Source organism: Nocardia niwae NBRC 108934 = DSM 45340 (assembly GCF_001613465.1).
Classification (GTDB): Bacteria; Actinomycetota; Actinomycetes; order Mycobacteriales; family Mycobacteriaceae; genus Nocardia; species Nocardia niwae.
This window is the reverse complement of the sequence record NZ_BDCK01000021.1, coordinates 97,597-123,549: the sequence shown is the minus strand read 5'-3', so window position 1 is coordinate 123,549 and position 25,953 is coordinate 97,597. Positions and strand designations below refer to the sequence as shown.

The 25,953-nt window shown below is 67.4% G+C and carries 17 protein-coding genes and 3 pseudogenes; 13 read left to right on the top strand and 7 right to left on the bottom strand.

Annotated elements, in window-relative coordinates; genetic code table 11:
- Positions 1–106 precede the first annotated feature (106 nt).
- The 4 genes and pseudogenes from NNI01S_RS14325 to NNI01S_RS14310 all read left to right on the top strand — a co-directional run bounded on the left by NNI01S_RS14325 (position 107) and on the right by NNI01S_RS14310 (position 5,052).
- A complete protein-coding gene (locus tag NNI01S_RS14325; protein WP_063020631.1) occupies positions 107–1,009 on the top strand; it encodes an alpha/beta fold hydrolase in 903 nt (300 codons plus the stop codon).
- 75 nt (positions 1,010–1,084) lie between these two features.
- Positions 1,085–1,696, top strand: a complete 612-nt coding sequence (locus NNI01S_RS14320) for a TetR/AcrR family transcriptional regulator (RefSeq protein WP_245676113.1) — start codon at positions 1,085–1,087, stop codon at positions 1,694–1,696.
- A gap of 148 nt (positions 1,697–1,844) precedes the next feature.
- The gene (locus NNI01S_RS14315; RefSeq protein WP_063917469.1) at positions 1,845–2,816 is read left to right on the top strand and encodes an enoyl-CoA hydratase/isomerase family protein; all 972 of its coding nucleotides are present in this window, start codon (positions 1,845–1,847) and stop codon (positions 2,814–2,816) included.
- Positions 2,813–5,052, top strand: a pseudogene (locus NNI01S_RS14310) (molybdopterin-dependent oxidoreductase). Before NNI01S_RS14315 ends, NNI01S_RS14310 begins: the two are co-directional and overlap by 4 nt.
- Before the next feature lie 133 nt (positions 5,053–5,185).
- Here NNI01S_RS14310 and NNI01S_RS14305 read toward each other — a convergent pair.
- The 5 genes from NNI01S_RS14305 to NNI01S_RS14285 form a co-directional block, all read right to left on the bottom strand.
- Positions 5,186–7,399: a molybdopterin oxidoreductase family protein gene (locus NNI01S_RS14305; protein ID WP_063020574.1), complete on the bottom strand. Its 2,214-nt coding sequence runs from the start codon at positions 7,397–7,399 to the stop codon at positions 5,186–5,188.
- A 66-nt stretch (positions 7,400–7,465) separates the two neighbouring features.
- The gene (locus NNI01S_RS14300; RefSeq protein WP_063020630.1) at positions 7,466–8,035 is read right to left on the bottom strand and encodes a GNAT family N-acetyltransferase; all 570 of its coding nucleotides are present in this window, start codon (positions 8,033–8,035) and stop codon (positions 7,466–7,468) included.
- Between the two features lie 165 nt (positions 8,036–8,200).
- Positions 8,201–8,785 (bottom strand): membrane protein YczE, encoded by a 585-nt coding sequence (yczE, locus tag NNI01S_RS14295; protein WP_245676135.1) that lies wholly within the window; start codon positions 8,783–8,785, stop codon positions 8,201–8,203.
- Positions 8,786–9,654: 869 nt separating this feature from the next.
- Complete coding sequence (locus NNI01S_RS14290) at positions 9,655–10,293, bottom strand: histidine phosphatase family protein (protein ID WP_063020572.1); 639 nt, start codon at positions 10,291–10,293, stop codon at positions 9,655–9,657.
- A gap of 124 nt (positions 10,294–10,417) precedes the next feature.
- Positions 10,418–11,452, bottom strand: coding sequence for a uroporphyrinogen decarboxylase/cobalamine-independent methonine synthase family protein (locus NNI01S_RS14285; RefSeq protein ID WP_063917481.1), 1,035 nt, complete (start codon positions 11,450–11,452; stop codon positions 10,418–10,420).
- 361 nt (positions 11,453–11,813) lie between these two features.
- Between NNI01S_RS14285 and NNI01S_RS14280 the strand changes: the two genes are divergently transcribed.
- The 3 genes and pseudogenes from NNI01S_RS14280 to NNI01S_RS14270 all read left to right on the top strand — a co-directional run bounded on the left by NNI01S_RS14280 (position 11,814) and on the right by NNI01S_RS14270 (position 16,639).
- The gene (locus NNI01S_RS14280; protein WP_063917468.1) at positions 11,814–12,338 is read left to right on the top strand and encodes a P-loop nucleotide/nucleoside kinase family protein; all 525 of its coding nucleotides are present in this window, start codon (positions 11,814–11,816) and stop codon (positions 12,336–12,338) included.
- Positions 12,339–12,685: 347 nt separating this feature from the next.
- Positions 12,686–13,402, top strand: a complete 717-nt coding sequence (locus NNI01S_RS14275; RefSeq protein ID WP_063020629.1) for a metal-dependent hydrolase — start codon at positions 12,686–12,688, stop codon at positions 13,400–13,402.
- Positions 13,403–13,665: 263 nt separating this feature from the next.
- Positions 13,666–16,639 (top strand): annotated as a pseudogene (locus NNI01S_RS14270) (Tn3 family transposase).
- A 147-nt stretch (positions 16,640–16,786) separates the two neighbouring features.
- On the opposite strand, the gene NNI01S_RS14265 reads toward NNI01S_RS14270, so the two are convergent.
- Positions 16,787–17,431: a class I SAM-dependent methyltransferase gene (locus NNI01S_RS14265; protein ID WP_063020569.1), complete on the bottom strand. Its 645-nt coding sequence runs from the start codon at positions 17,429–17,431 to the stop codon at positions 16,787–16,789.
- A 256-nt stretch (positions 17,432–17,687) separates the two neighbouring features.
- Here NNI01S_RS14265 and NNI01S_RS35695 point away from each other — a divergent pair.
- From NNI01S_RS35695 to NNI01S_RS14250, 3 genes and pseudogenes are all read left to right on the top strand, one after another.
- A pseudogene (locus tag NNI01S_RS35695) lies at positions 17,688–18,407 on the top strand (recombinase family protein); the annotation flags it as partial.
- A 312-nt stretch (positions 18,408–18,719) separates the two neighbouring features.
- Positions 18,720–19,718 carry an SMP-30/gluconolactonase/LRE family protein gene (locus NNI01S_RS14255; protein ID WP_245676111.1) on the top strand — a complete coding sequence of 333 codons (999 nt, stop codon included), beginning with the start codon at positions 18,720–18,722 and terminating at the stop codon, positions 19,716–19,718.
- A 43-nt stretch (positions 19,719–19,761) separates the two neighbouring features.
- Complete coding sequence (locus NNI01S_RS14250) at positions 19,762–21,000, top strand: lipase family alpha/beta hydrolase (RefSeq protein ID WP_063020567.1); 1,239 nt, start codon at positions 19,762–19,764, stop codon at positions 20,998–21,000.
- Positions 21,001–21,045: 45 nt separating this feature from the next.
- Here the strand turns inward: NNI01S_RS14250 and NNI01S_RS14245 are convergent, their stop codons facing one another.
- Positions 21,046–22,137, bottom strand: a complete 1,092-nt coding sequence (locus tag NNI01S_RS14245) for a hypothetical protein (RefSeq protein WP_157114786.1) — start codon at positions 22,135–22,137, stop codon at positions 21,046–21,048.
- A gap of 185 nt (positions 22,138–22,322) precedes the next feature.
- Here NNI01S_RS14245 and NNI01S_RS14240 point away from each other — a divergent pair, with 185 nt between their 5' ends.
- The 3 genes from NNI01S_RS14240 (at position 22,323) to NNI01S_RS14230 (ending at position 25,921) form a co-directional block, all read left to right on the top strand.
- Positions 22,323–23,642: a family 1 glycosylhydrolase gene (locus NNI01S_RS14240; RefSeq protein ID WP_063020566.1), complete on the top strand. Its 1,320-nt coding sequence runs from the start codon at positions 22,323–22,325 to the stop codon at positions 23,640–23,642.
- Positions 23,643–23,757: 115 nt separating this feature from the next.
- Positions 23,758–24,567: a proteasome subunit beta gene (prcB, locus tag NNI01S_RS14235; protein ID WP_063020565.1), complete on the top strand. Its 810-nt coding sequence runs from the start codon at positions 23,758–23,760 to the stop codon at positions 24,565–24,567.
- Positions 24,568–25,099: 532 nt separating this feature from the next.
- Entirely contained in the window at positions 25,100–25,921 is an 822-nt protein-coding gene (locus tag NNI01S_RS14230; protein ID WP_063020564.1) for a hypothetical protein, read from the top strand.
- Positions 25,922–25,953: the final 32 nt, after the last annotated feature.

Here is a 25,953-nt window from a genome sequence, read left to right as displayed (position 1 = left end):
ACGATCGGCAAATGGACCGCGCGATAGATGACACGTGCGCGGTCCACCGAACTACTGTGCCCGGGCGCACCCACGCGCCATGCTTGTCGACGACAAGGAGGTAGATATGGAGGAGTTCGCGTCCTGGCGGGCGAACGGACGACGCCACACTCATCGCGGTCACCAGATCTTCTGGCGCGACGGAGGCGCAGGCGCCGACGGGACGCTGGTGTGCATCCACGGATTTCCCACCGCGTCCTGGGACTGGCATCGGATCTGGCCCGGCCTGTGCGAACGTTTCGCCCGCGTCATCGCCCCGGACATGATCGGTTTCGGCTGGTCGGCCAAACCCCGCAACTACGACTACCGCATCACCGACCAAGCCGACATCCACGAGAACCTGCTGCGCGAACACGGCATCGGCCGATACCACATCCTGGCCCACGACTACGGCGACACCGTCGCCCAGGAACTGCTGGCGCGCGACGCCGAACGCCGCACCGCCGGTGACGAATCTCTGGTGATCGAATCGGTGTTCCTGCTCAACGGCGGCCTGTTCCCCGAAGCGCACCGAGCGCGCCCGGTGCAGCGACTGCTGGCCGGCCCCCTCGGACCGCTCGTCGGCGTCCTGGGCACCGAACGCACCTTCCACCGCAGCCTGTCCACCGTGTTCGGGCCCGACACCAAACCCACCGACGTCGAACTGCACCAGTTCTGGCTGCTGTGGTGCAGCAAGCACGGTAAACGCAACGGCCACAAACTGATCAGCTATCTGGCCGAGCGCCGCAAGCAGCGGCAGCGCTGGGTGGGCGCGCTGCAGCAGGCCCAGGTCCCGATCCGGTTCGTCGACGGCGTCACCGACCCGGTCTCCGGCGGCCACATGGCGCGTCGCTATCGCGAGCTGATCCCGGCCCCCGACGTGGTGGAACTGCCACGCATCGGCCACTATCCGCAACTGGAAGCGCCCGAGCAGACCCTCGCGGCGCTGCTGGAATTCCACGGCAACCGGGTGCACAAGCCCACCGCGTGAGCGCCGCCCGTCGTCGCGGACCGGCCACACCGGTCCGCGACGACACTTTTATGGTGGACGCCATAGCATGGCGGTATGGCAACCACACGTCGATCCCGCAGCGCCCACGCCCCACGTCCCCCCAGGGGCGAAGCGCGCCAGCGCATGATCGACGGCGCGATCGACTCGCTGCGCGTCCACGGCGCCAGCGCCACCAGTGTCGACCGGGTCCTGGCCGCCACCGGCGCGCCACGCGGCTCGGTGTATCACCACTTTCCCGGCGGACGCACCGAGCTGATCACCGACGCCCTCGGCACGGCCGGCGAACTGATGTCGGCCTTCATCGAACGCCTGACCAGCACCGACGAACCCGCCGCCGCACTGGACCGCTTCGCCGCGATGTGGCGGCGCACCCTGCTCGACAGCGACTTCCGGGCCGGCTGCCCGATCTTCGCGGTCGCCGTGGAAACCAACGACGACGCCCCGGAGTTCGCCCGCATCGCCGGGGAGATCTTCCACCGCTGGCAGCAGGCCCTCGCCGGAATGCTGACCCGCCACGACATGCCCGCCGACCGCGCCGACCGCCTGGCCACCCTGACGGTCGCCGCCTTCGAGGGCGCCATCGCACTGTGCCGCGTCCACCGCGACATCACCCCGCTCGACGACGCCGTCGCCACACTGCACGAGCTGATGCCCGCCGCGCGCTGAACCGCCCATCGCACGACCGCTCAGCCCTTGACACACCCACTATGGTGAATGCCATAGTCGCGAACAGGGCCGCGCCACCCCCGAATCACCCTCGCGCGGACACAGTCTCGCCTTCCGACCGCTGATACGCGCACCGAAGGAGCCACCGATGCCCGCCGCCGATCTACACCTGCCAACCATCGAACTCGAACACACCGGACGCGTCCTGACCGCCCGCGTCGTCGCACCACCCCTGAACTTCGTCACCCCCGCCGTCGTCCGCGACCTCGACACCCTCACCGCCGCGGTCGACACCGACGACACCATCGGCGCCGTCGTGCTCACCGGAGGCCTGCCCGGCCGCTTCCTCACCCACGCCGACCCCGCCGCCCTCAGCGGCATGATCGAACGCCCCCACCCCTTCGTCCCCGCCCGCGCCGCAGCCCCGTTCCTGCGCGCCGCCGCGGCCGCACTGCGCGTGCCCGGCGCCACCGACCTGGTCGAACGCCACGGCGGCGGCCTCGGCGCCGGCCTGGTCTGGGGCCACCGCTGGAAACGCACCACCCTGCGGATGAACCGCTCCGGCGTCGCCTACCTCGCCGCCATCAACGGACCCGCCCTCGGCGGCGGCCACGAAATCGCCCTCGCCTGCGACCTGCGCTACGCCGCCGACGCAGACCACGTACGCCTCGGCCAGATCGAGACCCTCGCCAACCTCATCCCCGGCGGCGGCGCCACCCAACGCCTCACCCGCCTGCTCGGCGCCGCCAAAGCCATCGAGATCACCCTCGAAGGCACACCGTTCACCGCCCGCGAAGCACTGCACCTCGGCCTGGTCCACCGCCTGCTACCCGACACCGACCTCCTCACCCACACCCAGGCCACCGCCGCGCGCCTGGCCGCCCGCAACCCGGTCGTCGTCGCCGAACTCAAACGCGCCATCTACTTCGGACCCGACAAAACCCTCTCCCGCGGCCTGGACGCCGAACAAGCCGGATTCGTCTCCGTCGGCACCACCGCCGCGGCCGCACGCACCACCAAAGCCTTCTTCCACGACCTCGACCGCCTCGCCGACACCCCCTTCCTCGCCGACCCCCAACCCTGGCTGGACGGCACCCGCGTCGACCAGGTGAGCCGATGACCACCCCCACAGCCACCGAAGCGTGGCACAAAACCGCCTGCATCCTGTGCGAGAACAACTGCGGACTGCTCATCCAGCTCGAAGACCGCCGCTTCGCCAAGATCCGCGGCGACAAAGACCACGTCGCCTCCGCCGGCTACACCTGCAACAAAGCGCTGCGCCTGGACCACTACCAGAACGGCGCCACCAGGCTCACCACCCCACTGCGCCGCGAACCGGACGGAACCTTCACCGAAATCGACTGGCACACAGCCATTTCCGAAGTCGCCGCCCGCCTCACCGACATCCAGCGCACCCACGGCGGCGACAAAATCTTCTACTACGGCGGCGGGGGACAGGGCAACCACCTCGGCGGCGCCTACAGCACCGCCCTGCGCCGCGCCCTCGGCAGCCGCTACCGCTCCAGCGCCCTGGCCCAAGAGAAGACCGGCGAAGGATGGGTCGACGCCCACCTCACCGGCGGCCACACCACCGGCGACTTCGAACACGCCGAAGTCTCGATCTTCCTCGGCAAGAACCCCTGGCAATCCCACGGCGTCCCCCGCGCCCGCACCGTCCTGCAACAGATCGCCAAAGACCCCGCCCGCACCATGATCGTCATCGACCCGGTCCGCACCGAAACCGCCGACCTCGCCGACATCCACCTACAAGTACGCCCCGGCACCGACGCCTGGTGCCTGGCCGCCCTACTCGCCATCCTCGTCCGAGACGATCTGCTCGACCACACCTTCCTCACCGAACACACCACCGGATCCGACACCGTCGCCACCGACCTCGCACACATCGACATCCCCGCCTACGCCGACATCTGCGGCGTCCCCGAAAACCTCCTGCGCACCACCGCCCACCGCATCGCCACCGCCCGCAGCGTCGCCACCTACGAAGACCTCGGCGTCCAGCAGAGCCCCAACAGCACCCTCATCTCCTACCTGAACAAACTGCTGTGGCTGCTCACCGGCAACTTCGCCAAACCAGGCGCCATGCAACCCCATTCATGGATGGCGCCGCTGGCCGGCTACCGCCGCGAGATCAAACGCAGCCCCGTCACCGGCGCACCCCTGCTCGGCGGCATGCTGCCCTGCAACGCCATCGCCGAAGAAATCAACACCGACCACCCCGACCGCTTCCGCGCGATGATCATCGAATCCGCCAACCCCGCCCACTCCCTGGCCGACTCGACCGCATTCCGCGACGCACTGCACGCCCTCGACCTCGTCGTCGTCATCGACATCGCCCTCACCGAAACCGCACGCCACGCCGACTACGTCCTACCCGCCGCCAGCCAATTCGAGAAATGGGAAGCCACCTTCTTCAACCTCGAATTCCCGCACAACACCTTCCACCTGCGCGCCCCCTCCTCGACCCGCTCCCCGGCACCCTGCCCGAACCCGAGATCTACGCCCGCCTGCTGCGCGAACTACGCGCCGTCAGCCGCGGCAAACTCGCCCTGCTGCGCGCCGCCGCGAAACTCGGACGACGCCCCTACGCCTGGATTTTCGCCGCCATGCTGGCCACCGACAAAACCCTCGGCGGCCTCGCCCCCTACCTGCTCTACGAAACCCTCGGCCCCACCCTGCCCCACGGCGCCCGCTCCGCAGCCGTCCTCTGGGCACTGGCCCACCGCGTCGCCAAGGTCTACCCGGCCGCCATGCGCCGCGCCGGACACCGCAACGCCGACGCACTGTTCGACGCCATCCTCACCAGCCGCTCCGGAGTCACCTTCACCCTCGACGACTACGACGACGCCTGGAATTACCTCCCACACCCCGACAAACGCATCCCCCTGGCCATCCCGCAACTCCTGCACGCCCTGCGCGAACTCACCACCACACCAGCCACCCACACCACCGCCGAATTCCCCTTCGTGCTCGCAGCGGGGGAGCGCCGCGCCTTCACCGCCAACACCATCTTCCGCGACGACACCTGGCGACGCCGCGACCCCCACGGCGCACTACGCCTCAACCCCGACGACGCCGCCCGCCTCGGCCTCACCACCGGCGACCGAGCCCGCATCACCACCCGCCGCGGCAGCGCCATCGCCACCGTGGAAACCAACGACCGCATGCAACCCGGCCACGCCTCCCTGCCCAACGGCCTCGGCCTCGACCTACCCACCGCCAACGGCACCCACCGCACCGGCGTCGCCGCCAACGAACTCACCGACCTCACCTGGCGCGACGCCATCGCAGGCACCCCCTGGCACAAACACGTCCCCGCCCGCATCGAACCCGCCTGACCCCGCTACTCACCGAACCGAGCGGCAACCTCCGCCACGCGCTGCCGCTCACCTCGGACACCGAATCCAGCGTCGGCCGAAGCAGCGTCGGCCGAAACAGCTTCGGCCGTAATCCCTACACGACCCACCTCACTCACACCGTCGGAGCGGGCTCCCGCTCACCCACGACGACGCGCCCCCCGGAATCGACCGACGCCCGCGTCACCGTCACCCAGGTATTGTTCACCGCCGCCGTCCCCGAGAACGTGTCCGTCAACGCCGGATCATGCAGCAGATTCACATTCGCACCAGGCAGCGACGCCGCCACCGTCCACCCCACACCCGGCTCCTGATGCCCCCACCCGTGCGGAATCGCCACCGTCCCCACCCGGATATCGTCACTCACCTCCAACGGCACCACGATCGACCCCGTCCGCGAACGCACCGTCACCGGCTCACCGTCACCCAACCCGCGCGCCGCGGCATCCTCCGGATGCATCAGCGCCGTGCACCGATCCCGCCCCTTCACCATCGACGGCACATTGTGCAACCACGAATTGTTGCTGCGCAGATGACGGCGACCGATCAACTTCAAGTCGTACCCCTCGGCCGGCGCGGTCACCGCCTTGCCCTCCCGCGCCTCCGCGAGCACCTCACGCGCCGCAGCCACGAAATCCTCCGGCGCCAAATGCACCTTCCGATCCTTCGTCCCGAGCAACGACCGCAACCTCGGCCGCAACGGCCCCAGATCGATCCCGCCCTCCGCCGCACGCGCCTTCCCCACGGTCAAACCTTTACGCCCTCGCCGCAACACCCCGTACGGCCCCGCCGCCACCCCGAGCGAAGCGATCCGCACCGGACTCACCCGATCGAACAACCCGTTCAGCACCCGGGCGGTGAACCGGCGCGCAGGCAACGGCACCACCTCCGTGACCAGCCGCGCCATGATCTGCCAATCCTCCAGCCCGCCGGCAGGCGGCTCGAACACCCGCGCGTCGAAACGCAGATTGTTGCGCACACTGAACATCGGGAACAGGATGTTGACGTCCTCCCGCTCCAACGGCGAGATCGGCGGCAGAATGATATCCGCGTGCCGCGTCGTCTCCGTGATGTACATGTCCACGGCCACATAGAAATCCAGCGAATCCAGCGCCGCCCCCAACCGGCCCCGCTGCGGCGTCGACAACACCGGATTGCCCGCATACGTGATCATCGCCCGGATCCGGCCCGGCCCCTCGGTCACCATCTCCTCCGCCAGCGCCGCCACCGGCAACTCCGAACGGAACGACTTGTAGGTCCCGGAACTATCCGTCCACGCCCCATAACCCACCGGCAGATACTTCGCATACCGCGCCGCATCGATCGGCGGCGTCGCGAACATCTGACCACCCGCCCGGTCCAGATTGCCCGTCACCGCGTTGATCGTGTTCACCAACCAATGCGTCAACGTGCCCGTCACCTGCTGACACACCCCGATCCGCGCGTACAGCACCGCCGAGGACGCCGCCGCATGCTCACGCGCGAGCCCGCGAATCGTCTCCGCTTCCACCCCCGCGTACTGCGCCATCAGCTCCGGAGACGCCTCGGCCACCAGCGCACGCAACTGCTCCCAGCCGGTGCTCGACGCGCGAATCGCCTTCGCGTCACACAGATCCTCGGCCACCAGCACATGCAACATCGCCAGCAGCAGATACACATCCCCGCCCGGCGCGACCGCGACGTGCTGATCGGCCAGCCGCGCCGTCTCGGTCCGCCGCGGATCGATCACCACGACCTTCCCACCGCGCCGCCGCACATCCCGAATCCGCTGCTTCGCATTCGGCATGGTGGTCACCGACCCGTTCGACACCGCGGGATTCGCCCCCAGAATCACCAGGCGCTCGGTCCGATCGATGTCGGTCACCGGCATCAGCACATTCGAACCGAACATCCGCCACGCGACGAACTCCTGCGGGAACTGATCGATCGAGGACGCCGAGAAGAAATTCCGCGTCAACAGAACCGACCGCAGCAGCACCGCGTACAGCACCGACGAACTGTGCGCGGCCGGATTCCCCAGATACATGCCGATCGCGCTGTTTCCGTGCTCGCGACGCACCTGCCGCAACCGTTGCCCGATCTCCCGGAACGCCTCGTCCCAGCCGATCGGCTCGAACGACGAACCCACCCGCCGCACCGGCGTCCGCAACCGATCCGGGTCATGATGCAACCCGCCCATCGCCGTCGCCTTCGGGCAGATGTACCCCTTCGACAGCACATCCTGCGGGTTGCCCTCGATCCGCGTCACCTGATCACCGGAGACCGTGACGAGGATTCCGCAATGCGCCTCACACAGGGTGCACTGGCGGGCAATGGTGGTAGCAGTCATCAATTTTCACCTTCTGCCGGATCGCTTCCCACAGGCTATCTGGGACAGCTCATCCCGTACAGGTCTCTATGGTGGACAGATGCGGGCATGCAAATGCATGTCGTGCCAACCGTCCGCATGCAACCCCGCACTGCGCCGCACACCCTCCGGCGCGAACCCCGCCTTCACCGCCGCCCGGCACGACGGCAGATTACGCACCGAATGCGACACCTCCAACCGATGAAACCCCACCTCGAAAGCCCACCGCGTCACCACCCCCACCGCCGCAGGCGTCACCCCGCGACCCCGCCATCCCGGAGCGGCCCAGTAGGCGATCCCCGCCGAACCATCCGGCGGCGACATCCCACGCAACCCGACCCGCGCCGCCACCACGCCACCGACGACAACCGCCCACTGCGGACCGTCACCACCACGCCACCCCGCCCGCCAGCGCCCGATCAACTCCAGCGCCTCGGCCTCGGACACGACCTCACGCACATGCCAGCGTTGAATGTCCGGATCCTGGTAGACAGCCTGAACTACCGCCGCATCGGCATTCGTCCACGGCCGCAACAGCACCGAATCACCCGACAGAACGGGTTGAGCCCCGGCTGCGAACACCTCGGCGGCAACCACATCGGGCAGCAGAGCGGACACATCCGGATTGTCACCCGACAAGCAGCCCGCCGCCACAGAATTCAGCGGCGAAGTTCTCGACAACAATCCCGTCAAGCTGTTTCACAGGGGGTACCCGCAAGCGGAAGTGTCACTGTGACGATTGCAAACAGCCAACCCCGGCCAGGGAAGTGCCCGGCGGCCCCGCTAAGCGGTCGGGACCCCCGCGGCCGCACCGACAACAGGCACCGGCTCCGGCACCGCGAATCCCGGTAGAAATCGGTTCACCGCGGGAATCATCAGATGGATCAGCGGCCCGATCCCGAAGGCGTACACCAGCGTTCCGATGCCGACACTGCCGCCGAGCAAGAATCCCGTCGTCAACACCGTCACCTCGATCGCCGTGCGCACCACCCACACCGATCGGCCCGTTCGCCGAACCAGTCCAGTCATCAGTCCATCCCGCGGACCCGGACCCATGCCCGCCCCGATGTACAACACACTCGCCACCGCGTTCAGCACGACCGCGGCCCCCATGGCGCCGGCCCGCACCACGAGCAGGTCCCACGACGGCAACCACGCCAGACCCGCGTCGACCGACACGGCGATCACCACGACATTGCTCACCGTGCCCAACCCCGGCAACTGCCGCAACGGAATCCAGGCCAACAGCACCACGACACCGGTAATCGCCGTCACGGCACCGAAACTCAGCGGCAGATGCCGCGCCACACCTTGATGAAACACATCCCACGGATCCAACCCGAGCCCCGCCCGGACCATCACCGCCATCGAGAACCCGTACAACCACAATCCGGCATACAACGCGACCAACCGACGAACCAGCACCGCCCCAGCGTGCCCGCAACTGGCACCCACAACCAGAGCCAATCACCGAACACTGGACCGCTCACCGGGCGGCCAGCGCAGCACCACCCACCACGCTTCGTCACCATGCCGATGCACCGACGCCCACCGCTAGCCTCCACGAGGACGATCTAGGAAATTTCCAAGACTCGTCATCTCTCAGCAACCGAGCAAGGACGGCAACCGGTTCGAACCCCGCGGCGATGCACGACCTGCCAACCCGCGCACACCGCCACGGCCGCCCAGCAAGCAGCTACTGCCAGTCCGGCCAGCAAGCAGCTACTGCCAGTCCGGCCACAGCACGAGCGGAGCAAGAACGCCCAGTGCGCCAAACTTAGCCTGCCCATATTCGTCACAGTGACGAATATGGGTGCCGGGAGAGAGGGGAGGGGGAGAGGGTGATCCCGATCCGATGCGCGATCCAGGCGGGGAGCCAATCCCTTTCCGGGCGATGCCACTCGCCTTCCGACCGAACACGCCACCGATCGAGAACCTGAGCACCGACGAACACGGTCGTGCCGGTTCGCCCGCACCAAACCCGCAGAGGACCTCGACTTGACATAACTCGTATCGCAAAAGTTCTCGCTTGCATAACTATGCGCACACCCACGAAGGAACCGACCACCGAACGAAGATCACCCCGAAACACCGCCCGAGTCCGCGTGCTCTGGCCACCAACACGGCTCCCACAGCAACGAATACATGTGCGCACCCACGGCGGCGGAACCGTCCGAAAATTACGCCGATAATCGACATTATGTCAACTAGAGGCGTTCAGAGCTTCCGGGAAGCAATCAGTCCTCCCCGCCTCTCAAGTGAGACGTCTCGGCAAGCCCGATCAGCGTGCGGTTGCGCCAGTAGTCGTCGTGCCGAAGGTGAGTGATCGCACCGGGCGCGGTCGCGAACGACGCGAAGCCGACCGCCTCCACCGGCAGCATCATCCAGGTCGTGACAACGAACGTCAGCGCGTAGCCGTGCGTGACGACGATGTGGTCGTGCTCGGTATCGGTCATCAACTCACGCACACACGCGCCTACTCGCGTCGCGACCTCACGCCGCGTCTCCGCACCACGAATCGGCCCGCGATGATCGAGCCGATCGTGATCCGGTGCCGGAACCTGCCGCTGGGCGAGCCACGCGTTCGGCCGACCACCCGCTTCCCCGAAACTGATCTCCCGCAACCGCTGGTCCGCCGTGATCGGAACACCGAACTCCGCCGCGACAATCCGCGCGGTCTCCACACAACGGGCCAGATCCGACGTCGTGATCCGCACCTGCCGGACCACACCGTCACGCCGACGCACCAACTCGGCGGCGACAAGACGGGCGTCGCGCCGACCGCGCGCCGTCAGTTCCGAGTCGTACCACCCACCGACGAGATCATGTTCGGTGTGCTCCGCATGCGGATGACTCACCACGTAGAGATCGTGCATCCCACTCCCCCCAGTCCACAGACGGAACTGTCCTGCCCCGACGCGTCACCCTACCGGCTCGCCACTCGCGGCCGCGACGCCGGGCCCAACCCCGAAAACAGGCCCGGCGCCGCGGCTTGGGAACTCAACCCAGCATGTCGGCCAGTTCCGCGTGCAGGTCGAACAGCGCCGGGATCTGCTCCGCAGGCCGGCGTCCCATGCCGCACTCGGTAGCGATGCCGAAGTCGGCGACCGCAGAACGAGCGGCTTCGATGCGCTGCAGCGCGCCCGCACGACCGTCGGTGGCGTGCACCAGACCGAGGTGCAGATCCGTCTCGGCCGGAAGGGTGAGATCCGCGAGGGGCTTGAAATAGTCTGCGTCGCTACGCGAACGCGGAACCGGCAAGTGGATCCAGTTGACCGGCCGAGCCGACCCCGCCAGAATCCGGTCGGCGACCGCCGCGAGCCGGCCGGTGTCGGCGGGTTCAGCGAAGTGCTGGTGCCCGAAATCGCCGTAGCACAGGTGATAGCCGAGCTCGACCGGTTCGGGCACTGCGGCGCCCAGCCGGACGAGGCGCTGCCCGACCTCCTCGAGCTGTGTCGCGTAGTCCGAGCCGAACCATGACGGGAAGATTCCCTCGAAGATGGCGAACTCGACCGCGGCATCCCATTGCACAGCAAGGTCTTCCGACGGAATCGCCGCGACGATGGCAGCCAGCTCGTCGAGCAGGCGCGCTTCGTATCTGCGTTCCAACTCCGCTTGCGGGCCCGCGACGAACGCCCCGATCACCGCGATCGGCGTCGGCAGGCTCACTTGAAAACGGATGCCAGCCGGGATCGTGCCGTCCGCGCGCAACTGCTGGAATACCTGCCAGGATTCCACCGCCGCCTCGGCGTATCCCAGCGGACCGAAATCGATCGACGCCGCGTCCACTCCGGGCTTGGGCTGCACCCGTTCACTCGGCCCGTACTCCGGGCTCGGCGGAGGAACGGTTTCCAGATCGGGATGCGCCTGCATCTTGGGCAGCTGCCACACCACCCAGTTGTCCCGTACCCCGGTCTCGCCGTCCGGGATCCGCTTCAGATGCTTCCCGATGCGCCCCGCCGCCTCGGTGAAGACAGTCCGCGCGTTCGCCAGCGGAACGCTGCCGCACAGATGAACTCCACGACCCACACCCACCACAACCTCCTACCCATGGCCTACCGCTGTCCAGTCCAGCCCGGTATCGAAACCAGACATTTGCCACATGTCCTGCCCAACATTCGAGTTCAGAGCGGGCAATCGATCAGGCCGAGCTATGCGATGCAGCGTAGGCGCGGGCCCACCGATCGAATCCCCAACTCTGGGAAACAGTCAGCGATCGGTTTACTGACGAAACGTCAGCTCCGCCACCTTCCGAGACCTCCGGCACCCGGCGGCCCCGCGACCTTGCCGCCGATGCTGGTGGGCAACAAGAATCACGATATGACGGTCGACAGAATCCGCCGACCCGATACCGTCGGCCGCTCTGGAGGTACGTCCCATCTGCGAACTACTCGTCATGGTCAACGGCCTACCCGGCTCAGGGAAGTCGACGGCGGCTCCCCCATTGGCACGAGAACTGCGCGCGCACCTGATTTGCAAAGACCCCGTCAAGGAGGCACTGGGATCCGGGCTGGACGACACCTCCGTCTTGCCGAACATCGGCGCGATCGCGATGGAAGCGGTGTGGGCGCTCGCCGCCGCGTTACCCGGCGTCGTCGTGGTCGACTCCTGGTGGTTCAAGCCCCGTGACGCGCGGTATGCCGCCGACGGGATCGCGGTTTCCGGCGCCACACGCGCCGTAGAGGTCTGGTGTTCGGTTCCGTCCGATGTCGCTCGGGCTCGATATCGCGGCCGCCCCCGCGCGGATCTCTACCAGGATGACGCGCACCTGGCGCAGGACTGGGACAGATGGGCGCGACTGGCAGAACCCCTCGCGCTCGCCCCGGTCGTCACCGTCGACACCACTGCCCCGGTCGACTACCCGGAGCTCGCGCGCCGGGTGATGGCCGCGGCGACCACCTCCATCGGCGACGTCCTCTAGCGACAAAACGCCGCCCCCTCGGAACCTGCTGCGCCAGTTGAGTTCCCCTGGTGTCTGTGCGGCTTTTCCGGCTACGTTTGGGTTGTGTTGTGTACTGCTGAGTTCGAGATTACATGCGCATATTCGTATAGGGGCGTATCGCAATTATTTCTGTCGCAGTGGCGACGCCACCGACGCAAAGGCCTCGGGAACACCCGAGCGGCCACCCGTTCGACCCTCATGTCCACGCCACAACTCCCTATTCTCGGCTCTTCTCCCTGCCACTGCCCTACCCCACGGGGTGCACAACTCCCCCGCCCGACAACGTCATTCGCAAACCAATAGCAAGCTGAACTAACGTTCGAATGGTGCTTGGACATTCACACGCGACCAGTGGCGCGCTGGCCTGGTCGGCGGCGGCGGCGGCACTGCCGGTCACCATCTTGACATTCCCCGCTCTCCAGGATGCGACGGGACACCTCGGCACCGTCGATCTACTGCTCGGCGTCTTCCTGACCGCCGGGGCCGCACTGCTCCCCGACGCCGACCATCCCGACGGGACGATCTCGCATACCCTCGGTCCGATCACGCACACCGCCTGCAAGCTGATCTCCTGGGTCTCGGGCGGCCATCGCGGCGCCACCCACTCCCTGGCATTCGTCGCGGCCGTCGCCTACGGGACGTGGGCCGGCGAGCACTGGCTCGGCCGCTGGTTCACCCTGAGTCTGGTCTTCTTCCTGCTCGCCCTAGCCGTGCGCGCACTGCATCTGTGCCCGTCCGGCAACAACTTCAAGGCGTGGGGGCCGATCGTGGTACTCGCCTCCGCGGGCACGTTCGCGATGGAGCATTGGATCGCCGACAAGCCCGTCTGGCTGCCGTTCGCGGTCGCATTGGGCGCACTCGCCCACCTCCTCGGCGACTGCCTCACCGATCGCGGCTGCCGCCTGTTCTGGCCCTTCGGCCTCCGGGTAAGCCTTCCCGTCATCGATCGCACCGGGAACAAGGTCGAAACCTTCGTCGTGGCACCGCTGTTCACGCTGGGCACACTGGCGATCCTTTGGTACACCATCACCCACCAGCCCTGATTCTCGGCGCCGCTTGCCCGCGTTCCGCTGCCGTGCCCGGCGGTCGCCGCCGCTACGAAAACCGGATAGCGACGCGGGCTCACCGCTTCGCACTGTCGACCCCGACCTCGTCGGGGTAGCCGTAGTATCGGCCGAATTTCGGGCGGATATGGCGTAACCCGCTGGTAGTGGTGGTATTTGGGGTTGCCGCGCTGCGGGATTGGGTTGTTAGTGCTTTGCTGGCTGGCGTCGTGGTCGGTCGGTGTGGTGGAGGGTGAGAGTTCGTGGCGACGCGGGTGTTCGCGGACGAGCAGTTGGAGCGTCTGCGGGAGTTCCCGGAGATCGGGCGGGAGGAGTTGTTCCGGTTCTTCACGTTGAGCCCGGCGGATGTGGCGTTCGTGGATCCGGGGCGTGGTCGGGGGCCTGCGGATCGGTTGGGGTTGTCGATCGCGTTGTGCACGTTGCCGTGGTTGGGATTCGTTCCGGACAGGTTGGTGACCGCGCCGCCGGTGGCGGTGGCGCGGTTGGCGGGGCAGTTGGGGGTGGATCCGGTCGAGATCGGCTCCTACGGCCGTCGCGCGAAGACCCGGACTGAGCATGTGCGGCTGGTCGCGCGGTATCTGGGCTGGCGCACCGCGGGGGTGATGGAGTTGAAGGAACTCGACGAGTTCTTGTTGGCGCGGGCGTTGGAGCACGATTCCCCGACGCTGTTGTTCCGGTTGGGGTGCGAGTTTTTGGTGTCGGCGCGGGTGATCCGGCCGGGGCCGGTGATGGTGATCGAGCGGGTCGCCCACGCTCGCGCCCAGGCCCAGGCCGAAACCTACGATCGGCTCGCCCACGAGTTCACTGCCGAGCGGTGCGCGCAGTTGGACGGGTTGCTGGTCAACGACGCCTCGATCGGGATGTCGCGGTTGCGGTGGCTGTCGACCGGGCCGGTGGAGGCATCCGCGTCGGCGGTGCGCGCGGAGGTCGACAAGCTCGGATTCCTGCGCGGTCTCGGCGCCGACGAGCTGGATATGTCGGTGCTGCCCGCCGAGCGGCGCCGGTTCCTGGCCACGATGGGCCGCCGGTTGACCGGCCAAGCCCTCGAACGTCGTGACCCGCAGCGGCGGTATCCGATCCTGCTGACGGTGTTGGCGCAGTCGATCAGCTCGGCGAAATTCGGTGCCGCCGAACGCCGGATGCAGCAGGAGTTGGCCGAGCGCGGCAAGACCGGGGAGGACCGCCAGGCCCTGCTCGACGATCTCCTCGAAATCATCACCGACCTCGGGATCGGCGACGAGCAGATCGGCGGGCTGATCCGCGGTGAGCGGATCGGTTGGGAACGGCTACGCGCGGCCATCGCGCAGGCCAAACCCCGACTTCCGCGTGATCACGGCCATCTGGCCGCGCTCGACGCCTCGTATTCGTATCTGCGCCAGTTCACCCCGGCGGTGCTGTCGACGGTGCGGTTCGCGGGCGGCACCGCGGCGACGGAGTTGCTGATCGCGGTGCACATGCTGCGCGAGTTGAACGCGACCGGCGCCCGCAAGGTCCCCGCCGAGGCCCCGACCGGGTTCGTGCCGACGAAATGGCGCGGCTACCTCGACGAAGCCCGCAAATCCGGCAGCGCCACCGCGTATCGGCACTACTGGGAGCTGTGCGTGCTGCTCGGACTGCGCGACGGGCTGCGTAGTGGGGATGTGTTCGTGCCGGGGTCACGCCGCTACGCCGACCCGGCCGCCTACCTGCTCACCGCCGAGCAGTGGGAGCCCCAGCGGGATGAGTTCTGCCGGCTGGTCGGCAAATCTGCCGACCAGGCCCAAGCCCTGGCCGCGGCGACCGACGAACTGCACACCGCGGTCGCCGAGCTGGAGGCGGTCCTCGCCGGCGGTGACGGTCCGGTCCGTCTCGACGAGGCCGGGGATCTGGTGATCTCGCCGCTGACCGCCGAGGACGTCCCGGCCGAGGCGGTGGCGTTGAAGGCGGAGCTGACCGAGATGCTGCCTTTCGCGCCGATCGTGTCGTTGCTGATCGAGCTGGACAAACGCACCGGCTACCTGGACTGCTTCACCCACGCGAGCGGAAAGCAGGCTCGCACTCCGGAATTGAAACGCAACCTGATCGCGGTCCTGCTCGCCTACTCGACCAACCTCGGGCTCACCAGGATGGGTGAGGCGTGCGGGATCTCCTATGACATCCTGGCCTGGACCTCGGAATGGTACGTGCGCGAGGAGACCCTGCGGGCGGCGAACCTGGCCATCATCGACTACCATCAACGCCTGCCGCTGACCACGGTCTTCGGCGCCGGAGCCCTGTCCTCCTCGGACGGGCAGCGGTTCCCGACGCGCGGCAAATCGATCACCGCCAGAGCGTTGAGCCGCTATTTCGCCAACGAGGGCCTGTCGACCTACACCCATGTGACCGACCAGCACGCCACCTACGGCACGAAGATCATCGTGGCCACCCGCCGCGAGGCCCACTACGTGCTCGACGAGATCCTGGGCAACGCCACCGATCTCCCGATCACCGAACACGCGACCGACACCCACGGCGTCACCCTCGTCAATTTCGGATTGTTCGACCTGCTCGGGATGCAGCTCTCGCCCCGGATCCGGGACCTGGGACGCATCACCCTCTACCGGCCTGGCCCGCGCGCCGACGCCGAGGCGCGGTTCCCGCGCACGGGCCCGTTGATGACGCGCAAGCTGAACACCGAGTTGATCGCCGAGCACTGGGACGACCTGCTGCGGTTGGCGGGGTCGTTGAAGTTCGGGCGCGCCACCGCCTCGCTGCTGGTCGGGGAAACTCTCGGCCTCCGGGCGTCAGAACGCCCTGGCCGCGGCACTCAAGGAGTACGGGGCGCTGCGGCGCACGATCTACGCCGCGAAATACCTCGCCGACCCCGGCTACCGGCGCAAGATCTCGCGCCAACTCAACAAGGGAGAATCGTTGCGCGCGCTGCGCCGCGACCTGCTCTACGCCCACGAGGGCATGATCCGGGCGCGGCACCTCGACGGGCAGACCGAACAAGCCTGGTGCCTGACCCTGGCCACGAACGCCGTGATCGCCTGGACCACAGAGTATTACGGTCTCGCCGTGGAGCAGATGCGGCGGTCCGGCCGCCGAATCGATGACGATGTGCTCGCCCACATCAGCCCCGCGCACAGCGAGAACATCAATTTCTTCGGCGCGATCGAGGTCGACATCGACGCCGAACTCGCCGCGCTCGGCCCGACCGGGTATCGGCCGTTGCGGGTCCGCGACACCTTGTTCTGATCGCCGCCGCGGGCGGGATTCACAGGGCTTGCAGGGTGTAGAGCGCGTCCGTGGTCACGACGGTCGCGCCGAGGGTATAGCGCAGTGTCGGCGTCCATCTCGGGGATCGGCTCCGGATCCGACTGGCGAGCCCGACATATGCAGAAGTCAGGACTTATTGCGTGCGAAAAGAATCGCTTGCTGAGCTTTCGCGTCCGGGTCGAGTAGCATCTGAGCCTCAACCACGAATCCGGCATCGCGCAGCCAGGATGCCACCCGGTCAGGCTGACGGCGGTGGACATGCACATTCATCGGGTGACCGCCATAGCCGTCGGTCTTCAACCGCGACTCATTGCCGACGTGAAACAGCAGCTGCAGCGGTCCGCCGGGACGCAATGCTCGGTGGAAGTGCCCGAACACGGTCGGCACCTCGTCGTCAGGGATGTGGATCAACGACTGCCAGGCGAGCAGGCCGGCCACCGAAGCGTCGGGGAGGTCCAGGTCCGTCATCGAGCCCACCTCGAACCGCAGGCCGGGGTGGTCGCGCCGGGCCACGTCGATCATAGCCGGGGATAGGTCGACACCGAAGGCGTCGACACCGAGCTCATGCAGGTGGGCGGTGACTTCACCGGGGCCGCAGCCGACGTCCGCGACCGGCCCGCCGCCGACGACCCGCACGCTGTCGGCGAACAACGCCAGCGCCGCGCGAAGGTACTGGTGTCCGGCGAGGGCGCCGCGCACTTGGTCGGCATAGCTGACCGCGACCGTGTCATAAGAGGTTCGGGTGTCGGTCAACCAGTCATTCGTGGTCATGACCGGCACGATATTCCATGATCACGACCTCGTGGACGGCCGACGCAGACAGAACCGATCATCGGCCCGCCGACTGGCCCTGAACTCCGCCGCGTTTCCGCGGACCGCAATGCCGGAGAGCACACCATGGCGCTGACCACCGAACAGCGCCGCCGTAACAAGCTGGCATCCGTGCTTCGATAATGTCGTCAAATGACCCTTTGACGACAGCCACCGGGGTCGGCTTTCGGTCCACGCGGATCGTTACGCGCGCCCCGGCGACCGGCTCACCGTGTCCGAGCTCTACCGGCTGTGCCGCGACCTGCCCGACATCCTCGCCGTGCGCGAATGGTGCCAGCGGCACCAGGTCAAACTGCGGGTGCTCTCCGGCGCGCTGTCGGGCATCACCGACCTGGCCGCCGCCGACGCGACCACCACCATGCTGGTCAACGTGCTCATCTCGGTCGGCCAGTTCCAGCTCGACCTGCAAAACGAACTCACCCGCGAGGGCCTGGCAGCCGCCCGCGCCAACGGTGCGATATCGGGGCGCCGCCCCCAGGTCGCCACCAACGGGGACCTCGAACAAGTCCGCCGCCAATGCCGAGAAGGCGCCAGCATCGCCGCCCTCGCCCGACAACACCGAGTCAGCCGCGTCGCGATCCGCACCGCACTCGCCGACCTGCTACCCGACCGGCCCCAACAACCCGACCCCGCCGATATCAACAAACCCCGCTCGATCCGAATCGAGATGCCGGGCAAGCTCGCCCACCACCTCACCGCCCATACCGCCGACCTCGGTGAACCCGAACGCCACGCCCTACGCGACGGCCAGCAGATACGGCGAGGCCAGGGCTACAGCCTGCACGTCACCGCACCACCACAGATCCACCAGGCACTGCTGGCCGCCGCCGAACCCCTCGCCCACAGCAACGCTGCCGCCGACCGCAAGGCATACCGGATCTACCGCGACCGCCTCAACCGGCAACCCCCGGCCTGACCAGCACCCAGCGCGCGAAACTAGACCTCTACCAGCGGGTTACGCCATATCCGCCCGAAATTCGGCCGATCCTACGGCGACCCCTCGTCTCGGCGGCGATCCTCTCCCCTCCTTGTCGTTTCGGTGGTTTGTGGTCGTTGCGGCTGATGCACAGAAGGACATCTATTGTTAGATGCGCATATCTACGTAACCACATTTATATACTCGCGGTCCGGCTCGCCCTTTTCGGTCGTGCACTTCCGCCGCCGCGCAGCCCCCTACCCGAACCGTTTCCTCCGAGAACTCCGCACTCCCCCGGGCTACCCTCATGCCATGCTTGCCTCGACCATGCAGCCGCAGCGTTGGACGCCGCCACCCTCCCCTGCTCGGGCACGCCGAACTCACAGCACCCCGCCCCTCCCCGCGGTCCGGCGCCTGGAGTTGCCCGGCGCCGGACCCGAGGATGTCGTGCTCTCCCCCGACGGCAGGATCATCGCAGGCATCGAGACCGGCGCGATTCTCAGCATCGATCCGGCGACCGGCGATGTCCGGGAGCTCGCGAACACCGGCGGCCGTCCGCTCGGTCTGCACGCCGATCCCGACGGACGCGTGCTGATCTGCGATTTCGAACGTGGACTGCTGGAACTGGACACCGAGGGCACGCTGACCGTGCTGGTCGACGAGGTCGATGGTGAGCGACTGCGATTCGCCAGCAATGTCGTGCGGGATGCCGATGGCACGATCTATTTCTCGGCGTCGTCTCGCCGGTATTCCCTCGACGAGTACATGGGCGACATTCTGGAACACTCCGGTACCGGTCGCCTGTTCCGCCGGGATCCCGCGGGTCGGGTGGAGACCCTCATGCGGGATCTGCAGTTCGCCAACGGTCTCGTCCTGGCGCCGGATCGTTCCAGTGTGGTGGTCGCGGAGACGGGCGGTTACCGGTTGACGCGCTATTGGCTGACCGGCCCCAAGGCGGGCACGTGGGAGAGGCTGGTCGAGAATCTCCCCGGATTCCCGGACAACCTGGGACTCGGCAGCGACGGCCTGATCTGGATCACTCTTCCCTCGCCACGGAATCCGCTGCTGGACCGGCTTCTTCCGCTGCCGGGCATTCTGCGGCGCATCGTGTGGACGCTGCCCACCTGGGTGCAGCCGAAACCGGCGCGAACGGTGTGGGTGATGGCGGTCGACTTCGCGGGCGAAGTCGTGCACGACCTCCAGGTGGAAGGCACCGATTACGCGATGGTGACCGGGGTGGTCGAGCAGGATGGTGTGCTGTATCTGGGCAGCCTCACCGAGCGGGCGGTGGCTGTCTCTCGGGTGCCGTAGGGTTCGGCGCCACCTTTTCAGTGCACACTTGTACACTGATTGCATGACGGAGAGCGCGCGCCAACGGCAAGCGGAGGTCAGGGCGCTGGTCCGGCTGGCCGGTGACGAACTCGGCGGAGCCGTAGAGGGGATCGCGGCCGTGCATCGCGCGATCGCGCATCGGGTGTTCACCGCGGTGCGGTGGGGTGTGGGACCGGCGGTGGCGCCGGTCGAGCTGATGCACGATGTGATCGCCGAGAGTGTCTACCGTGTGGTCAGCGGATCGGCGGCGGCGGCGGGCATGGTCGCCGAACGGGCGGCGGATCTGCCCGGTGAAGCTCCGTCACGCACGGTGTACGGCTCGGGATTGCTCGCCGCCTTGCAGGGTTTGATCGGTGACGATCTCGAGCAGACGCGACCGATTCTGGCCGGTCCGATGACGTTCCGGATCGATGGAGATCCGGTTCGAGCGGAGCTGGTCGGCGCGCGGGTCCGGCGGCCGGGCGCGCATGTCGTGGTTTTCCTGCATGGGTTGGTGGAGAGCGAGCATGCGTGGCGTCTGGGTGGTGGGCCGACCTATGCCGAGCGGCTGGAGGGTGATGTCGGCTGTACGGCGCTGCAGGTTCGGTACAACTCCGGCTTGCATATCTCGGAGAACGCGGCGCAGTTCAGCGAACTGATGGAGCGCTTGGTCGACGGGTGGCCGGTGCCGATCGAGCGGGTGTCGCTGGTGGGTCATTCGATGGGCGGTCTGGTCGCGCGGGGTGCGTGCTTCGTGGCGAGCGAGGCCGGATCGCCGTGGGTGCGTCTGGTCCGGCAGGTGGTGTGCCTGGGTTCACCTCATATGGGTGCGCCGCTGGAGCAGTTGGTGCATTTCGCGTCGGCGGCGTTGGTGCGGTTTCCCGAGACTCGTCCGTTCGGGCGGCTGTTGCGTCGGCGTAGCGCGGGGATCCGGGATCTTCGGGACGGCTCTCTGGTGGACGAGGATTGGCGGGATCTGGATGCTGACGCTCTTCGTCGCCGGGTGGTTCGTGAGGTTCCGCTGTTGGTGGGGGCTGAGCATTATTTCGTGACCGCCACGGTGACGCGCAGTTCGCGGCATCCGCTGGGCCGTGTGATCGGTGACGGGCTGGTTCTCATACCGAGTGGTTCGGGTCGGGATCGGACTCGCCGTCTCGGGTTCGACGTCGACAAGGGGATGCATCTGGCGTCGGCGCATCATTTCACGTTGCTGAATCACGAGGCGGTGTATCGCGCGCTGCGCACCTGGTCGACCGCGGAAGCCGTCGAAGTCTCCGGTTGAGCCCTTCGTGGGCGGGACCGGTGTGGCCGTATCCCGCCCGGGGGTTCAGAGGAGGTCTTCGGGGTCGGCGTCGGCTTCCAGGCGTACGTCTTCGGCGAAGTGGGCTTCGGGGTCGTCGTGGTCGGTGTGGGCGGCGTAGAGCAGCAGGCAGCCGCGGATGCCGTCGAGGAGGTCTTCCAGGAGGTCGAGGGCGGGGCGGGCGGGGTCGAGGCGGCTGATGCGGAAGCTGGTGAGCATTGCTTCGCGGGTGTCGGCGTCGACGCCGAATCGGTGGGCCTGGGCTTCGATTTCGGCGACGCGGGCGACGAGGCTCCAGGGTGCGGGGACGCGGCCTTCGTGGACGGCCATGGCTTCGGCGATGAGGTCGAGGACGACTTCGGTCGGGGTGTCGCCCGCGGCGAGTCGTTCGAGCACGAGGGTGGGGGTTTCGACTTGGAGGGCTTCGATGTCGTCGGCTTCGGTGACGACATCGGTGGTGGGTGTGTTCGCGGCTTCTCCGGCGACTTCGGCGGCGGCGTAGAGCCAGTGTGCCGCGGCGACGGAGGCGGAGGCGGGGTCGAGTTCGGTGAACAGTTCGATGCTGCCGAGCGGGTCGGCGCGCAGGAGTGCGTCCGCGGCGTGGACCTGGGCCGGGGATACGTCGGGGCGGGACAGTTCGACGGCTTGGCGGGCGCGGCCGGAGAGGTCGCCGCGTTCGGCGGATTCGATGGCTTCTTGTTCGGTGCGTACTTCGGCGGCGACGGTGTCGAGCAGGGCGGCGTCGTCGATGTCGTGGAGGGTGCGTCCGATGCGGTGGGCGGATTCGATGACGCCGCTGTAGGAGACGAGCAGGCCTTCGTCGGTGGGCAGGTGGGGGCTGCGCAGGCCGGTTTCGACTTCTTTGAAGTTGCGGCGTTCTTCGGCGCGGCGCCATGCTTCGCTGTTGGGGACGTCGGGGTCGCCGGCGGCGCTCGCGGGGTGGGTGTAGGTGCGCCATTGGAACCGCGAGAGGGTGGTGAGGTTCGACGCCAGATCGGTTGCCTGGTCCCTGGTCACCTGCGGGGGCAGGGTGGCCACCGTCTGGGCGAGGTCGCCTCGTCCGGTCGCCCACGTGGCGACGAGGGCGGCGCGGTCGGCATCGAATGCGTATCTGGTCACCTGGGCAAGTCTGGTCGATCGGCGGCGGATGTGCTCGGTCAATCGATTCGTTCGTGTGAGGTTGTGCGGCGTTTTCCGCTGGTCGCGCTGGGCGCAGGGGGTCGGTGTGGATCGTGATGGTTGCGCAACCGGCGACACGCAGATCTCTCCCAGGCTGTCAGCAATCCCACAGCTACGCTACGGCGATGCGTATACGGACTCACCGGCGCGGGTTCGCCGCGCTGTCGGCTGCTGCGGCTGTGCTGATGGCTTCGGGTGTTTCCGCTGCTCAGACGAGCCGGGAGTTGCCTGCGTTCGATGCGGATTTCTTGTGGGGTGTGGCGTCGTCTGGGTTTCAGTCCGAAGGTCATGCGCCGGATAGCAATTGGTCGCGTTTCATCGCGTCGGGTGAGACGGTGGATCCGTATCACGATTCGGTGGATTTCGCTCACCGCTATGGCTCCGATATCGAGTTGGCGGCGCGTCTGGGTGTGCGGGTCTATCGCGTGGGGATCGAGTGGGCGCGGCTGCAACCGGCGCCGCATGCCTGGGACGAGGCGGCGTTCGGGTTCTACGACAAGATGATCGGGCGGATCGTGGCGGCGGGGATGCGGCCGATGCTGACCTTGGATCATTGGGTGTATCCGGGGTGGGCGTCGGATCGGGGCGGGTGGCGCAATCCCGGCATGGTGGAGGATTGGCTGTCGAATATGCGCAAGGTGGTGCAACGGTATGCCGCGCGTGATCCGTTGTGGGTGACGTTCAACGAGCCCGCGGCGTATGTCGGCACCGAGTTGCGTACGGGCGGGATCAGCGTGGCGGAGGCGCCGGTGATGCTGGATCGGATCGCGCAGGCGCACAATGTGATCTACGACGTCATCCATGAGTATCGGCCGGGTGCGCAGGTGACCAGCAATCTGGGCTATGTGGCGGGTGCGGAGACGGAGGTGAATCAGCCGATCGTGGATCGGATCTCGGCGAAGCTGGATTTCATCGGGGTGGATTACTATTTCGCGCCGCTGCCGCAGACCGGGGAGGCGGCGCAGGGCGGCGCGGAGGGGGGTCCGGCGATGTGGGAGTTGCCGGTGCATCCGGAGGGGATCTATTACGCGTTGCGGCATTACGCGCGCCAGTTCCCGGGGCGTCCGCTGTATGTGGTGGAGAACGGTCTTCCGACGGAGAACGGGCAGTCGCGGCCGGATGGCTATACCCGCGCGGACCATCTGCGGGACACGGTGTATTGGTTGCAGCGGGCGAAGGCCGATGGGATGAATGTCATCGGCTACAACTACTGGAGTCTGACGGACAATTACGAGTGGGGGTCGTATGCTCCGCGGTTCGGGCTCTACACGGTGGACGTGCTGACCGATCCGGAGTTGACGCGCCGTGCGACCGATGGGGTCGACGCGTATGCCCGGCTGATCCGCGCGGGTGGTGTGGCGCCGTCTTATCGGCCGACACGGGCTCCGGTCCCCTGTCTGCAGATCGATGCGGTGGATACCTGCGCGGGGGAGGATCCGGATTAGGGGCGGGTTCGGGCGTTGCCGGTTGTCGGCGTGTGGTGATGGTGTTGCGGTAACGTCGGCGCAGAGCACGTGTCGCGTTCGGGGGTGGTGCACGCTCCGCCCGGAAAGGTGATTCATGACCATCGATAGTCACCTGCCGCTGGGCTTGCGGTATCCGGCGGCGTCTTTCTCCGAGTTCTTGCACCGGTATGCGCCGCAGTTGTTGCCGGAGGTGGGTTTCGAGGCCGGTTGTGGGGTGGAGTCGGCGCCGCACGGTACGACGATCGTGGCGATCGGTTATCGCGGTGGTGTGCTGGTGGCGGGTGATCGCCGGGGCACGATGGCGCATCTGGTGGCGACGCGGGATATGCAGAAGGTGTTCGTCACCGACACCTATTCGGCGGCCGGTTTCGCGGGCACGGTGGGGATGGCGCTGGAGATGATCCGGTTGTTCGCGGTGGAGCTGGAGCATTACGAGAAGATCGAGGGGGCGTCGCTGACGTTCGATGGCAAGGCCACGAAGTTGTCGGCGATGGTGCGCGCGAATCTGCCTGCGGCGTTGCAGGGTATGGCGGTGATTCCGGTGCTGGTGGGTTACGACGTGGACGCCGGGGCGGGCCGGATCGTGTCGTATGACGCGGTGGGTGGGCGGCAGGAGGAGCGTTTCGGTTATACCGCGGTCGGTTCGGGGTCGGTGTTCGCGAAGTCGTCGTTGAAGAAGACCTATCACCGCGATATCGATGAGCAGGCGGCGTTGCGGCTGGCGGTGGAGGCGTTGTTCGACGCGGCCGATGACGATACCGCGACGGGTGGGCCGGATCTGTTGCGCGCGATCTATCCCACCGCGGTGCTGGTGGACGCCGAGGGTGCGGTGGAGGTTCCGGAGGAGCGTCTGGCGGCGATCGCGGGTGTGGTCGCCGACGCGCGTGCGGCGCAGGCGCTCTGAGCGCTTCATGCGGTGCCGGTGGAATGCGCTGGGGCGCGGGCGGTTCGCGATTGCACGGCGGGTGCAGGTCTGGGGTGCGGGTTTGTGACCGAAGTCCCATTGCGCGGTTGTTAAGCCTGTCACAGCAATTGGGTGTGGTCGGGGTTCGGGGTTCGGTGGCGGAATCGTGAAAGCCGAGTTCAACGCTGTGCGCGAAAAGTTACTCATCGGTTGGGTCACTCGGGGTTGTATGCCCCGGTAGCTGCGGTGATGGGTGGGACATCGATCACGCTTGCCTGCTGCCGCCGCGCTGCATACGGTGATTTTCGTCGATGGCCGATGATGCCCGATCGAATTACATCTCATTGATGTGCCGTGATTTCCGGCCTTCGGGCAATTCCACTGTTATTGCATTGAACGGCAGGGAAATTCATGCGGCACCGGCGAAACTGGAGCAATGGTACAACCAACCCCCTGGCAGGTCAGCGAAGCGCGAGACAGTCGGAGCCGCGGCTCCGGAGGCAGGGCACGCGGCGCGACGCCACCACGGGGTGTGGATTGGGGGTTCTTGTTCGCCGCGGCCACGAGTGCGGCCGGCTTCGCCCTGCTGTTCCAGCCGTGGTTGTCGGCGTCGGGTTCGGGTGGTGAGGCTCGCTCCGACGCGTTCGGCCGGGTCACCGGGATCACCCATGGTTTCGACGAGTGGTCGGTGTCGAAGTTCCGTGACGTGAACATCAGTGGCGCTTGGGGTCTGCTGGCGGCGGCCGCGATGATGATCACCGTGTTCGCGGTGGTGGCGCAGCTGCGGTCGCGTACGCGGGTGCTGGCTCAGGTGATCATGGGCTCGAGTGTGGCGGCGGCGATTCTGGTGCTGATCGCGCTGCTGTATCTGAATGCGCGGGGGCCGGAACTGCGGATCCTGATCGATCCGGGCGAAGGCCTCGGCGCGGGGTTGCTGCATCGTTTCTTCGACGAGGGCGCGACGGCCGCTTCGGATACCGGTGATCGGCGCATGGCCGGCGCCGGACTGACGCTTGTGGCGTTCATCGCCGGTGTGCTCAGCTGCGCCGGTGCGGTGGCCGCTGTCGCGCAGGGCAGTCGGCGCTACGGTTCGAGCCCGATGCGGGCGCTGTCGTGGCTGGTGACTCCGCTGCCCGCCGAGCAGCCGCAACCTCCGGTCGCCGCCGAGGCGCCGCGGCCGGCGCCACGTCCGGCGGCGCACCCTACCGCGGATGCCGCGGAGCGGCTGCTGTGGGACGAACTCGTTTTCGACGACGACTTGGTCGCCAACGTCACCTGGGTGCGGAACACCTACCCGCCGGGGCACCCGTCCGCCGAGCGGCGTTCGCCCTCGGCGCCGATCCTCACCCGCTAGCGGCCGACGGGCGGTCCGGTCCCCACACGCGC

What these genes read in the sequence shown, in the direction of transcription:
- NNI01S_RS14325 (WP_063020631.1), top strand. Translation starts at nt 107, where the DNA reads ATGGAGGAGTTCGCGTCCTGGCGGGCGAACGGACGACGCCACACTCAT.
- NNI01S_RS14320 (WP_245676113.1), top strand. Translation starts at nt 1,085, where the DNA reads ATGGCAACCACACGTCGATCCCGCAGCGCCCACGCCCCACGTCCCCCC.
- NNI01S_RS14315 (WP_063917469.1), top strand. Translation starts at nt 1,845, where the DNA reads ATGCCCGCCGCCGATCTACACCTGCCAACCATCGAACTCGAACACACC.
- NNI01S_RS14305 (WP_063020574.1), bottom strand. Translation starts at nt 7,399, where the DNA reads ATGACTGCTACCACCATTGCCCGCCAGTGCACCCTGTGTGAGGCGCAT.
- yczE (WP_245676135.1), bottom strand. Translation starts at nt 8,785, where the DNA reads ATGGCGGTGATGGTCCGGGCGGGGCTCGGGTTGGATCCGTGGGATGTG.
- NNI01S_RS14290 (WP_063020572.1), bottom strand. Translation starts at nt 10,293, where the DNA reads ATGCACGATCTCTACGTGGTGAGTCATCCGCATGCGGAGCACACCGAA.
- NNI01S_RS14280 (WP_063917468.1), top strand. Translation starts at nt 11,814, where the DNA reads ATGGTCAACGGCCTACCCGGCTCAGGGAAGTCGACGGCGGCTCCCCCA.
- NNI01S_RS14265 (WP_063020569.1), bottom strand. Translation starts at nt 17,431, where the DNA reads ATGACCACGAATGACTGGTTGACCGACACCCGAACCTCTTATGACACG.
- NNI01S_RS14255 (WP_245676111.1), top strand. Translation starts at nt 18,720, where the DNA reads ATGCTTGCCTCGACCATGCAGCCGCAGCGTTGGACGCCGCCACCCTCC.
- NNI01S_RS14250 (WP_063020567.1), top strand. Translation starts at nt 19,762, where the DNA reads ATGACGGAGAGCGCGCGCCAACGGCAAGCGGAGGTCAGGGCGCTGGTC.
- NNI01S_RS14240 (WP_063020566.1), top strand. Translation starts at nt 22,323, where the DNA reads ATGCGTATACGGACTCACCGGCGCGGGTTCGCCGCGCTGTCGGCTGCT.
- prcB (WP_063020565.1), top strand. Translation starts at nt 23,758, where the DNA reads ATGACCATCGATAGTCACCTGCCGCTGGGCTTGCGGTATCCGGCGGCG.